Annotated in this window: 10 protein-coding genes; 8 read left to right on the forward strand and 2 right to left on the reverse strand. The window is 51.3% G+C overall.

All coding sequences use genetic code 11. From position 1 onward, the window contains the following. Window positions 1-26 precede the first annotated feature (26 nt). From lolA to OGV89_RS19965, 6 genes are all read left to right on the forward strand, one after another. Window positions 27-638: an outer membrane lipoprotein periplasmic chaperone LolA gene (lolA, locus tag OGV89_RS19940; RefSeq protein WP_003831898.1), complete on the forward strand. Its 612-nt coding sequence runs from the start codon at window positions 27-29 to the stop codon at window positions 636-638. Between the two features lie 10 nt (window positions 639-648). After that, window positions 649-1,992: a replication-associated recombination protein RarA gene (gene rarA, locus OGV89_RS19945; protein ID WP_003836910.1), complete on the forward strand. Its 1,344-nt coding sequence runs from the start codon at window positions 649-651 to the stop codon at window positions 1,990-1,992. A 92-nt stretch (window positions 1,993-2,084) separates the two neighbouring features. Next, window positions 2,085-3,377: a serine--tRNA ligase gene (gene serS / locus OGV89_RS19950; RefSeq protein ID WP_003836908.1), complete on the forward strand. Its 1,293-nt coding sequence runs from the start codon at window positions 2,085-2,087 to the stop codon at window positions 3,375-3,377. A gap of 236 nt (window positions 3,378-3,613) precedes the next feature. Next, window positions 3,614-6,058 (forward strand): dimethylsulfoxide reductase subunit A, encoded by a 2,445-nt coding sequence (dmsA, locus tag OGV89_RS19955; RefSeq protein WP_003847016.1) that lies wholly within the window; start codon window positions 3,614-3,616, stop codon window positions 6,056-6,058. Window positions 6,059-6,068: 10 nt separating this feature from the next. Further along, a complete protein-coding gene (locus tag OGV89_RS19960) occupies window positions 6,069-6,686 on the forward strand; it encodes a DMSO/selenate family reductase complex B subunit (protein WP_003847015.1) in 618 nt (205 codons plus the stop codon). A gap of 1 nt (window position 6,687) precedes the next feature. Further along, the gene (locus OGV89_RS19965; protein ID WP_003847014.1) at window positions 6,688-7,551 is read left to right on the forward strand and encodes a dimethyl sulfoxide reductase anchor subunit family protein; all 864 of its coding nucleotides are present in this window, start codon (window positions 6,688-6,690) and stop codon (window positions 7,549-7,551) included. Window positions 7,552-7,660: 109 nt separating this feature from the next. On the opposite strand, the gene ycaC is transcribed toward OGV89_RS19965, so the two are convergent. Then, entirely contained in the window at window positions 7,661-8,287 is a 627-nt protein-coding gene (ycaC, locus tag OGV89_RS19970; protein WP_003035746.1) for an isochorismate family cysteine hydrolase YcaC, read from the reverse strand. A 384-nt stretch (window positions 8,288-8,671) separates the two neighbouring features. On the opposite strand from ycaC, the gene OGV89_RS19975 reads away from it, so the two are divergent. Both OGV89_RS19975 and OGV89_RS19980 read left to right on the forward strand, forming a co-directional pair. After that, entirely contained in the window at window positions 8,672-9,820 is a 1,149-nt protein-coding gene (locus OGV89_RS19975; RefSeq protein WP_003836902.1) for an MFS transporter, read from the forward strand. Between the two features lie 213 nt (window positions 9,821-10,033). Beyond that, window positions 10,034-11,455, forward strand: a complete 1,422-nt coding sequence (locus tag OGV89_RS19980) for an amino acid permease (protein ID WP_003035749.1) — start codon at window positions 10,034-10,036, stop codon at window positions 11,453-11,455. 43 nt (window positions 11,456-11,498) lie between these two features. Here OGV89_RS19980 and pflA read toward each other — a convergent pair whose 3' ends face one another. After that, window positions 11,499-12,239: a pyruvate formate lyase 1-activating protein gene (pflA, locus tag OGV89_RS19985; protein WP_003035751.1), complete on the reverse strand. Its 741-nt coding sequence runs from the start codon at window positions 12,237-12,239 to the stop codon at window positions 11,499-11,501. Between the last annotated feature and the right edge of the window lie 181 nt (window positions 12,240-12,420).

The following is a 12,420-nucleotide window of genomic DNA, read 5'->3' on the forward strand; positions in this document are numbered from 1 at the left end:
GGAGTGACGTATTTTGAGGAATAACGATGAAAAGAATCGCAATCACCTGTGCATTACTGTCGAGCTTTGTGGTGAGCAGTGTCTGGGCTGACGCTGCCAGCGACCTGAAAAGCCGTCTGGATAAAGTCAGTAGCTTCCATGCCAGCTTTACTCAGAAGGTCACGGACGGCAGCGGCGCAGCGGTGCAGGAAGGTCAGGGTGATTTATGGGTTAAACGTCCTAATCTGTTTAACTGGCATATGACCCAGCCTGATGAGAGCATCCTGGTTTCCGATGGGAAAACGCTGTGGTTCTTTAACCCGTTTGTTGAACAGGCGACCGCGACCTGGCTGAAAGACGCCACGGGCAATACGCCGTTCATGCTGATCGCGCGTAACCAGGCCAGTGACTGGCAGCAGTACAACATTAAGCAAAACGGCGATGATTTCGTGCTGACGCCAAAAACCAGCAGCGGTAACCTGAAGCAGTTTACGATCAATGTTGGGCGTGACGGGACGATCCATCAGTTTAGCGCCGTTGAGCAAGACGATCAGCGCAGCAGCTATCAGCTGAAATCTCAGCAGAATGGTGCGATTGAACCTTCCAAATTCACCTTTACCCCGCCGCAAGGTGTAACGGTTGACGATCAACGTAAGTAGAGGCGTGTGAGTGAGCAATCTGTCGCTCGACTTTTCTGATAATACCTTTCAGCCACTGGCCGCGCGTATGCGGCCAGAAAATTTAGCGCAGTATATCGGCCAGCAGCATTTGTTGGCTGCGGGTAAACCCTTGCCGCGCGCTATCGAGGCCGGGCACCTGCACTCCATGATTTTATGGGGGCCACCGGGGACGGGGAAAACCACCCTTGCCGAAGTCATTGCCCGTTACGCTAACGCCGATGTCGAACGCATTTCGGCGGTTACGTCTGGTGTAAAAGAGATTCGTGAAGCGATTGAGCGTGCGCGTCAGAACCGTAACGCTGGTCGGCGTACGATCCTGTTTGTCGACGAAGTTCACCGTTTTAATAAAAGCCAGCAGGATGCGTTTTTACCGCATATTGAAGACGGTACCATCACGTTTATTGGCGCCACCACTGAAAATCCCTCGTTTGAACTGAACTCAGCGCTGCTGTCGCGGGCGCGTGTTTATTTACTGAAATCGTTAACCACCGACGACATTGAACAGGTGCTGGACCAGGCGATGTCAGACAAAGCGCGGGGTTACGGCGGCCAGGATATCGTACTGCCGCCAGAGACGCGTCGGGCTATTGCCGAACTGGTTAATGGTGATGCGCGCCGGGCGCTGAATACGCTGGAAATGATGGCCGATATGGCCGAAGTTGATGATTCTGGCAAGCGCGTATTGAAACCAGAATTGCTCACTGAAATTGCCGGTGAGCGTAGCGCACGCTTCGATAATAAAGGCGATCGCTTTTACGATCTCATCTCCGCATTACATAAATCGGTTCGCGGCAGTGCACCGGATGCAGCGCTTTATTGGTATGCGCGCATCATTAGTGCAGGCGGTGACCCGCTGTATGTTGCTCGTCGCTGTCTGGCAATTGCCTCTGAAGATGTGGGCAATGCCGATCCACGCGCCATGCAGGTGGCAATTTCCGCATGGGACTGCTTTACCCGCGTGGGACCAGCGGAAGGTGAACGTGCGATTGCTCAGGCGATTGTTTATCTGGCCTGCGCGCCGAAAAGTAATGCAGTTTACACCGCCTTCAAAGCCGCGCTGGCTGATGCACGTGAACGTCCGGATTACGACGTGCCGGTTCACCTGCGCAATGCGCCGACGAAGCTGATGAAGGAGATGGGCTACGGTCAGGAGTATCGTTACGCCCATGATGAACCAAATGCCTATGCCGCCGGAGAAGAGTACTTCCCGCAGGAAATGGCACAAACGCGCTATTATCACCCCACAAACAGAGGTCTTGAAGGCAAGATTGGCGAAAAGCTCGCCTGGCTCGCCGGACAGGATCAAAATAGCCCTATAAAACGCTACCGTTAGTGTTATCGTTGCGGTAATGTTGTCTCTGTATCCCTGTGACCGCAGGCTGTGGTCACTTTCTCCTATTTTAATTCGATAAGCACAGGATAAGCATGCTCGATCCCAATCTGCTGCGTAATGAGCCAGACGCAGTCGCAGAAAAACTGGCAAGCCGGGGCTTTAAGCTGGATGTAGATAAGCTGCGCGCTCTTGAAGAGCGTCGTAAAGTTCTGCAGGTACAAACTGAAAACCTGCAGGCAGAGCGTAACTCTCGATCGAAATCCATCGGCCAGGCAAAAGCGCGCGGGGAAGATATCGAGTCTTTACGTCTGGAAGTGAACAAACTGGGCGAAGAGCTGGATGCCGCGAAAGCTGAACTTGATACCTTACAGGCCGAGATCCGCGATATTGCGCTGACCATTCCTAACCTTCCAGCGGACGAAGTTCCGGTGGGTAAAGATGAAAATGACAACGTCGAAGTCAGCCGCTGGGGTACACCACGTGAGTTTGATTTCGAAGTGCGCGATCACGTTACTCTGGGTGAAATGCACACGGGTCTTGATTTCGCCGCAGCGGTTAAGCTGACTGGCTCTCGTTTCGTTGTTATGAAAGGCCAGATCGCGCGCATGCACCGTGCGCTGTCTCAGTTCATGCTGGATCTGCATACCGAACAGCATGGTTACAGCGAAAACTACGTTCCGTATCTGGTTAACCATGACACGCTGTACGGAACAGGCCAACTGCCGAAATTTGCTGGCGATCTGTTCCACACCCGTCCGCTGGATGAAGAAGCTGACAGCAGCAACTATGCGCTGATCCCAACGGCAGAAGTGCCGCTGACCAATCTGGTACGTGACGAAATCATCGACGAAGATGCGCTGCCGATCAAAATGACTGCGCATACGCCGTGCTTCCGTTCTGAAGCAGGTTCTTACGGTCGTGATACCCGTGGTCTGATCCGTATGCACCAGTTCGATAAAGTTGAGATGGTGCAGATCGTTCGCCCGGAAGACTCTATGGACGCGCTGGAAGAGATGACCGGTCATGCTGAGAAGGTCCTGCAACTGTTGGGTCTGCCGTATCGCAAGATCATCCTGTGCACTGGCGACATGGGCTTCGGCGCATGCAAAACCTACGATCTGGAAGTGTGGATCCCGGCGCAGAACACCTATCGCGAAATCTCCTCTTGCTCCAACGTGTGGGATTTCCAGGCTCGTCGTATGCAGGCGCGTTGCCGCAGTAAATCCGACAAAAAGACCCGTTTAGTACATACGCTGAATGGTTCTGGTCTGGCGGTAGGACGTACGCTGGTTGCGGTAATGGAAAACTATCAGCAGGCTGATGGCCGCATTCAGGTTCCGGAAGTGTTGCGTCCATACATGAATGGCCTGGAATTCATCGGCTAAGCTACCTTTCCCTGCTAAAAAAGCGCCTCCGGGCGCTTTTTTTATGCCTGTTTGACGCTGGACAATAACATCTACCTCCATAGGAGTAATACTGCCTTCAAATGAAAGTCAGTATTTATCTCTGTCTTTTCGCAAATTCAGTATCTACCAGTCTTTATATCGATAGTAACGTTATATAAAAATCTATACAACGGATATTTGCCTTTTGTTTATTGTGAGCAGCAGAGTGAGCCACTATGAAAACTAAGATCCCCGATGCCATGCTGGCAGCTGAGGTTAGTCGCCGAGGTTTGGTGAAAACGACGGCGATAGGCGGACTGGCGGTGGCCAGTAGCGCGTTTACCCTGCCATTTACCCGTATTGCAAATGCTGCAGAAGCCCTTAATCCAACACAGGCCAGTGAGAAAGTCATCTGGAGCGCGTGTACGGTGAACTGTGGTAGCCGCTGTCCTCTGCGTATGCACGTGGTAGATGGTGAAATAAAGTATGTTGAAACCGACAACACCGGTGATGACAACTACGACGGTTTGCATCAGGTACGCGCCTGTCTGCGAGGTCGCTCCATGCGTCGTCGCGTCTATAATCCCGATCGTCTGAAATACCCGATGAAACGCGTCGGCAAGCGTGGCGAAGGTAAATTTGAGCGTATCAGCTGGGATGAAGCCTACGATATCATTGCCAGCAATATGCAGCGTCTTATCAAAGACTACGGCAACGAGTCTATCTACCTGAACTACGGCACAGGTACGCTGGGCGGCACCCTGACACGCTCCTGGCCACCGGGCAAAACGCTGGTAGCACGTCTGATGAACTGCTGTGGTGGCTACCTGAACCACTACGGTGACTACTCTTCAGCGCAAATCGCTGCCGGGTTGAACTACACCTACGGCGGCTGGGCAGACGGTAACAGCCCGTCAGACATTGAAAACAGCAAGCTGGTGGTTCTGTTCGGGAATAACCCAGGTGAAACCCGTATGAGCGGGGGTGGGGTAACCTATTACCTTGAACAGGCGCGACAGAAATCCAATGCCCGCATGATCATTATCGATCCTCGCTACACGGATACTGGTGCGGGTCGTGAAGATGAGTGGATCCCCATCCGTCCTGGTACGGATGCCGCGCTGGTAAATGGGCTGGCGTATGTTCTGATCACCGAAAACATGGTTGATCAACTGTTCCTTGACAAATATTGCGTAGGTTACGACGAGAAAACCTTACCGGCAGATGCACCGAAAAACGGTCACTATAAGGCGTATATTCTTGGGCAGGGCAAAGACGGTATTGCCAAGACCCCGGAATGGGCAGCGCAAATTACCGGGATTCCTGCTGAACGAATCGTCAAACTGGCACGTGAAATCGGTAGCGCTAAACCGGCATACATCAGCCAGGGGTGGGGACCGCAGCGTCATGCTAATGGTGAAATAGCGACCCGCGCCATTTCTATGCTGGCTATTCTGACCGGTAACGTTGGGATTAACGGCGGCAACAGCGGGGCGCGTGAGGGCTCATACAGTTTGCCGTTTGAACGTATGCCTACGCTGGAAAACCCTGTAGAAACCAGTATCTCGATGTTTATGTGGACGGACGCCATTGAGCGAGGTCCGGAGATGACGGCGCTGCGTGACGGTGTTCGTGGTAAAGATAAGCTCGATGTTCCGATTAAGATGATCTGGAACTATGCGGGTAACTGCCTGATTAACCAGCACTCCGACATCAACCGCACACACGAAATCCTACAGGATGATAAGAAGTGCGAGATGATCGTTGTCATCGACTGCCATATGACCTCCTCGGCGAAATACGCGGATATTTTGCTGCCGGACTGTACCGCTTCGGAGCAGATGGACTTCGCACTGGATGCCTCCTGCGGGAATATGTCGTATGTGATTTTCACCGATCAGGCGATCAAACCACGCTTCGAATGCAAGACTATCTACCAGATGACCAGCGAGCTTGCTCAACGCCTTGGCGTTGAGCAGCAGTTTACAGAAGGTCGCACTCAGGAAGAGTGGATGCGTCATCTGTACGAGCAGTCGCGCAAAGCGATTCCTGAACTGCCAACGTTTGAAGAATTCCGCAAGCAGGGGATCTTTAAACAGCGCGACCCACAAGGGCATCACGTGGCGTACAAGGCGTTCCGTGAGGATCCTGACGCCAATCCGCTGACTACTCCGTCAGGTAAGATCGAAATTTATTCGCAGCAACTTGCCGAGATCGCGGCGACCTGGGAACTGCCGGAAGGTGATGTGATTGATCCACTGCCGATTTATACCCCAGGATTTGAAAGCATAAACGATCCGCTGGTGGAGAAATTCCCTCTGCAACTGACCGGTTTCCATTACAAGTCTCGTGTCCACTCGACCTATGGCAACGTGGATGTTCTGAAAGCATCCTGCCGTCAGGAAATGTGGATCAACCCGATGGATGCGCAGAGACGCGGCATTAACAACGGCGACAAGGTGCGCATCTTTAACGATCGTGGTGAAGTGCACATCGAGGCTAAAGTAACGCCGCGTATGATGCCTGGCGTGGTGGCACTAGGCGAAGGGGCGTGGTATGACCCGGACGCAAAACGCGTGGACCAGGGCGGTTGTATTAACGTCCTGACGACCCAGCGTCCGTCTCCTCTCGCGAAGGGGAACCCATCACACACGAACCTTGTTCAGGTTGAAAAGGTGTAAGGAGTAACCGATGACAACCCAGTATGGATTTTTTATTGATTCCAGCCGTTGCACCGGTTGCAAAACCTGCGAACTGGCCTGCAAAGACTTCAAAAATTTAACCCCGGAAGTCAGCTTCCGCCGCATTTATGAATACGCGGGCGGTGACTGGCAGGAGGATAACGGCGTCTGGCATCAGAACGTCTTTGCCTATTACCTCTCCATTGCGTGTAACCACTGCGAAGACCCAGCCTGTACCAAGGTGTGTCCGAGTGGCGCCATGCACAAACGTGAAGATGGCTTTGTCGTTGTCGATGAGGACGTGTGCATTGGCTGTCGGTATTGCCACATGGCCTGTCCTTACGGCGCGCCGCAGTACAATGCTGAAAAAGGGCATATGACTAAATGCGATGGCTGCCATGAGCGCGTCGCTGAAGGTAAGAAACCTATCTGCGTCGAGTCCTGCCCACTGCGTGCGCTGGATTTTGGCCCAATTGATGAACTGCGCAAAAAACACGGTGCTTTGGCTGCGGTTGCACCACTACCGGGCGCGCACTTTACCAAACCGAGTATTGTCATCAAACCTAACGCCAATAGCCGCCCGGCCGGGGATACCACAGGTTATCTGGCCAATCCGAAGGAGGTGTAAGATGGGAAGTGGATGGCATGAATGGCCGCTGATGATCTTCACGGTCTTCGGACAGTGTGTGGTTGGTGGCTTTATCGTTCTGGCGCTGGCGTTGATGAAAGGTGACTTACGTCCAGAATCGCAGCAGCGCGTGATTGCCTGCATGTTTGGGCTGTGGGTATTAATGGGCATTGGCTTCATTGCTTCTATGCTCCACCTGGGCTCGCCGATGCGCGCCTTTAACTCGCTCAATCGCGTTGGGTCTTCGGCGTTGAGTAACGAAATTGCCAGCGGTTCAATCTTCTTTGCCGTTGGTGGTATCGGCTGGCTGCTGGCCACGTTGAAAAAAATGTCGCCCGCATTACGCAATCTGTGGTTAGTTATCACCATGGTGCTGGGTGTGGTTTTTGTCTGGATGATGGTACGCGTTTATAACACCATTGATACTGTGCCGACCTGGTACAGCGTCTGGACTCCGCTGGGCTTCTTCCTGACGATGTTTATGGGCGGTCCGCTGCTGGGGTATCTGTTACTGAGAATTGCTGGCGTGGATGGTTGGGCGATGCGCCTGCTGCCGGCAATTTCAGTGCTTGCTCTGGTCGTAAGCGCCATTATGTCTGTCATGCAGGGGGCTGAACTGGCGACGATCCACAGTTCTGTTCAACAGGCGTCTGCGCTGGTTCCGGATTACGGCTCGCTGATGGCGTGGCGGATTGTGGCGCTGGCATTAGCGTTGTGCTGCTGGATTGTACCGCAAGTGAAGGGCTACCAGCCTGCTGTTCCGCTGCTTTCCGTGGCGTTTATTTTGCTGTTAGTCGGCGAGCTGATTGGTCGTGGCGTGTTCTACGGGCTGCATATGACAGTCGGTATGGCGGTGGCGAGTTAATCCAAACTATGCCGGATGGCGGTTTGCGTCTTATCAGGCCTACAGATCTGTAGGCCTTAAAGCTGCGCGTCATCAGGCAATATGTCAGGCCAGGGCTTTCGCCCTGGTTTTACTTCTGCTTAGTTAACGTGTCGTAGCTGGTCATCAGATTGCGGTAGTCCGGAATGTGATTCGAGAACAGCGTTGCCAGACCTTCGATATCGTTGCGCCAGTCGCGGTGCAGCTCGCACGCTACTCCGAACCATGTCATCAACTGAGCGCCTGCTTGAGACATCCGATCCCAAGCTGAATGACGGGTAATTTCATTAAATGTGCCTGAAGCATCGGTTACCACAAAGACGTCAAAGCCTTCTTCAATAGCTGAGAGCGCAGGGAAGGCGACGCAAACTTCCGTCACGACACCGGCGATAATCAGCTGCTTTTTGCCGGTCGCTTTCACTGCCTTCACGAAATCTTCGTTATCCCATGCGTTAATGTTTCCTGGGCGAGCAATATAGGGCGCATCGGGAAATTGCGCTTTCAGTTCCGGTACCAGCGGCCCGTTTGGTCCTGTCTCAAAACTGGTTGTCAGAATGGTTGGGAGGTTGAAGTATTTTGCTAAGTCACCCAGGGCTAGCACGTTGTTTTTAAATTTATCGGGATCGATATCCCGAACCAGAGAGAGCAGGCCTGCCTGATGGTCGACCAGCAGTACTGCCGCATTATCTTTATCAAGTCTTACGTAAGGTTTAGTCATGATATTTCTCCTGTTCAGCTCAGTGGGGGAAATTTGATGAGTTTAAGTCTACGAAAAGAACGATATCTGGAGTAGATGCCTAAATAAGAACTCACTGTTCTATTTTGAAGACAATGCAGCTCAGCATCCCGCATTGAGTTTAGTAAGAAATAAAAGTAAGGGTAATCCATGAAATTTTTCGACTGAACGTAACGCGAGATTTTTGTTTTAGATCAATAAAAACAAGCAGATGTGATTTTGTATTTTTTATCTATTCACATTAAGAATCAGTAATGCAAATCGATCGACCAGAAAGCGCCTCAGCCCTCTGATTACGCCGATTGACAATGTTTTTAGCAGTGGCATGATGCGCATGAAATTTGAACTTCCTCACGGTTTTTATTCATGTCCACCTATACCCGTCCCGTCATGCTATTGCTGTGCGGGCTACTTCTGTTGACCCTGGCGATCGCCGTGTTAAACACGCTCGTCCCGCTTTGGCTCGCCCATGAAAATCTGCCCACCTGGCAGGTAGGCGTGGTGAGCTCGTCCTACTTTACCGGTAATCTGGTAGGGACGTTGTTGACAGGGTATTTAATAAAACACCTTGGTTTTAACCGCAGCTATTATATCGCCTCGCTTATTTTTGCCGCGGGCTGTGTCGGGCTGGGGATTATGGTGGGATTCTGGAGCTGGATGACCTGGCGTTTTATCGCTGGTGTTGGCTGCGCCATGATTTGGGTGGTGGTGGAAAGCGCGCTGATGTGCAGCGGGACTTCGCGTAATCGCGGACGTTTGCTTGCCGCCTATATGATGATCTATTACGTGGGGACGTTTTTAGGCCAACTGCTGGTGAGTAAAGTATCCACGGAATTGATGAATGTCCTGCCGTGGGTGACGGGTACTATCCTGGCGGGTGTTTTGCCACTGCTGTTTACGCGCATTGCCAATCAGCAGGGTGATGAGCAGCAGTCTACGCCTATTGTTTCCATGCTGAAACTCCGCCAGGCGCGTCTGGGCGTGAATGGCTGTATTATTTCCGGGATTGTGCTGGGGTCTTTGTATGGCCTGATGCCGCTGTATCTCAATCATCAGGGGGTGAGTAACGCCAGCATTGGTTTCTGGATGGCGGTCCTGGTAAGTGCAGGTATTCTGGGGCAATGGCCGATTGGCCGTCTGGCGGACAAGCTGGGACGTCTGTTGGTTTTACGCGTCCAGGTCTTCGTGGTGATCGTCGGGAGTATCGCCATGCTGAATCAGGCGGCGATGGCGCCCGCGTTGTTTATGTTGGGTGCGGCAGGCTTTACCCTCTACCCGGTCGCGATGGCTTGGGCCTGTGAAAAGGTGGAGCATCATCAGCTGGTCGCCATGAATCAGGCATTGTTATTGAGCTATACCGTGGGCAGTCTGCTGGGTCCTTCATTTACAGCGATGCTGATGCAGAATTATTCAGATAGCTTGCTGTTTATCATGATCGCCAGCGTATCGTTTATTTATTTACTGATGCTGTTGCGTAAAACGGGCCATACACCCAATTCTATTGCGCACATTTGACCTGATTTAACAGCATATGAACAGGTTCCCATACATACTGTTTATGTATGCTTTATGGGAACCTGCATTATTTAATCACACACTTCTTTCCTGAAAATAAAGTGTGCAGAAGGTTATAGTTTTACATCCTGCCGTTTCCGCTCGCTCATTTTACCGCGCATAATCCCACGCCTCATTTATTTATAATCATAAAGCTTCCACGAAGGATTGCGTATGGCTGGTGTGCAGGAAAAACAATTGCGATGGTACAACATTGCATTGATGTCTTTTATTACCGTTTGGGGTTTTGGCAACGTCGTTAACAACTATGCCAATCAGGGATTAGTTGTTGTCTCCTCTTGGATCTTTATTTTCGCGCTCTATTTTATACCTTATGCGTTGATCGTCGGGCAGCTTGGCTCAACTTTTAAAGAGGGTAAAGGCGGCGTCAGTACCTGGATTAAACATACCATGGGGCCAGGGCTGGCTTATCTTGCTGCATGGACCTATTGGGTTGTGCATATTCCTTATCTGGCGCAAAAACCGCAGGCTATTCTGATTGCGCTGGGATGGGCGCTGAAGGGCGATGGTTCGTTGATTAAAGAGTACACCGTCGTGGCGTTGCAGGGGCTGACACTGGCGCTGTTTGTCTTTTTCATGTGGGTTGCGTCCCGTGGCATGAAGTCGCTGAAAATTGTTGGGTCAGTTGCAGGCATCGCGATGTTTGTGATGTCCATTTTGTATGTCGTGATGGCGGTAACTGCGCCTGCAATTACGGATGTGCAGATAGCGACAACTAATATCACCTGGGAATCGTTTATCCCGCACATTGATTTTACCTACATTACCACGATCTCCATGCTGGTCTTTGCCGTGGGCGGCGCGGAGAAAATTTCGCCATACGTTAATCAGACACGTAATCCGGGCAAAGAATTTCCGAAAGGGATGCTCGTTCTGGCTGTTATGGTGGCGGTATGTGCGATTCTCGGGTCGCTGGCTATGGGAATGATGTTTGACTCCCGGCATATTCCAGATGACCTGATGACGAATGGTCAATATTACGCCTTCCAGAAACTGGGTGAGTATTATGGTATGGGTAATTCGCTGATGGTTATTTACGCGATTGCCAATACGCTGGGACAGATTGCGGCATTGGTATTTTCTATTGATGCACCGCTTAAAGTTCTGCTGGGTGATGCTGATCGTAAATATATTCCCGAGAGCCTGTGTAAAACCAACGCTTCCGGTACGCCGGTAAATGGTTATATTCTGACGCTGGTGTTGGTGGCGATTCTAATTATGTTGCCAACACTGGGAATTGGCGACATGAACAATCTGTATAAATGGCTATTGAATCTTAACTCTGTCGTGATGCCATTGCGTTATTTATGGGTGTTTGTGGCATTCATTGCCGTTATTCGTCTGGCGCAAAAATATAAATCAGAATATGTCTTTATTCGCAACCGATCGCTCGCGATGACCGTGGGGATCTGGTGCTTTGCCTTTACCGCATTTGCCTGTCTGACCGGGATTTTCCCGAAAATGGAAGCCTTCACCCCTGAGTGGACATTCCAGCTCACGCTGAATATTGTGACGCCATTTGTGCTGGTTGGACTGGGATTGATTTTCCCGTTACTGGCGAGAAGAGGGCGTTAAGGCAGGGTCAGGTGGGTAACGTATCTGTTACCCACCATAAAACTCAATACATCACTTTATGTCCATATTGCTCGAGAATACCCTTCACGCGCTCCATGGTCTCTTTCTTCGGCGGTTTGACGCCATCCAGTTTGTACTCTTCGCCCATTGCCACCCATTTGTGTTTGCCCAGCTCGTGGTAAGGCAGCAGCTCGATTTTTTCAACGTTGCCCATATCGCGGGTAAATTCGCCAAGGCGGTGTGCGGAGTCGTCATCGTCAGACCAGCCAGGTACGACAACATAGCGGATCCACACTTTGATGTCTTTGTTGGACAGGTAACGCGCGAACTCGAGTGTACGATGGTTAGACACACCCACCAGATTCTGATGGATTTCATCGTTCATTTGTTTGAGATCGAGCATGACCAGGTCGGTGACTTCCAGCAGCTCATCGATCACCGGATCGTAGCGACGAACAAAACCGTTAGTATCCAGACAAGTATGAATACCTTCTTTTTTACAGGCCCGGAACCAGTCACGTACGAATTCAGCTTGCAAGATAGCTTCGCCGCCAGACGCTGTCACGCCGCCTCCGGAGGCGTTCATAAAGTGGCGGTAGGTCACCACCTCTTTCATTAATTCGTCAACGGTAACTTCTTTACCGCCGTGCGTATCCCACGTATCGCGGTTATGGCAATACAGGCAGCGCATCAGGCAGCCCTGAAAGAAGGTAATAAAACGGATGCCCGGGCCATCAACAGTGCCACAGGATTCAAAGGAGTGAATGCGACCAATAACTGACATTGCGGTGTTTCTCCAGGTGTGGCCCATCCGGGGCCAGTGTTAGTGCACAGTTATTAACTGTGTCGAGTCTGTTTTGGCTGCTATCCATAAGTATAGATGGCTGACAAAGCAGGCTATTAAAAAGGCCCCACTTACGTGGAGCCTTTATTGTACGCTTTTTAAAGTACGATTTCAGTCAAAA

The organism is Citrobacter sp. Cf125 (assembly GCF_030333935.1).
Lineage (GTDB): Bacteria > Pseudomonadota > Gammaproteobacteria > Enterobacterales > Enterobacteriaceae > Citrobacter > Citrobacter freundii.

Bases quoted from the DNA above. Each gene is read 5' to 3' on its own strand.
- serS (WP_003836908.1), top strand. From the start codon at position 2,085: ATGCTCGATCCCAATCTGCTGCGTAATGAGCCAGACGCAGTCGCAGAA.
- OGV89_RS19975 (WP_003836902.1), top strand. From the start codon at position 8,672: ATGTCCACCTATACCCGTCCCGTCATGCTATTGCTGTGCGGGCTACTT.
- ycaC (WP_003035746.1), bottom strand. From the start codon at position 8,287: ATGACTAAACCTTACGTAAGACTTGATAAAGATAATGCGGCAGTACTG.
- OGV89_RS19980 (WP_003035749.1), top strand. From the start codon at position 10,034: ATGGCTGGTGTGCAGGAAAAACAATTGCGATGGTACAACATTGCATTG.
- OGV89_RS19965 (WP_003847014.1), top strand. From the start codon at position 6,688: ATGGGAAGTGGATGGCATGAATGGCCGCTGATGATCTTCACGGTCTTC.
- OGV89_RS19960 (WP_003847015.1), top strand. From the start codon at position 6,069: ATGACAACCCAGTATGGATTTTTTATTGATTCCAGCCGTTGCACCGGT.
- pflA (WP_003035751.1), bottom strand. From the start codon at position 12,239: ATGTCAGTTATTGGTCGCATTCACTCCTTTGAATCCTGTGGCACTGTT.
- lolA (WP_003831898.1), top strand. From the start codon at position 27: ATGAAAAGAATCGCAATCACCTGTGCATTACTGTCGAGCTTTGTGGTG.
- dmsA (WP_003847016.1), top strand. From the start codon at position 3,614: ATGAAAACTAAGATCCCCGATGCCATGCTGGCAGCTGAGGTTAGTCGC.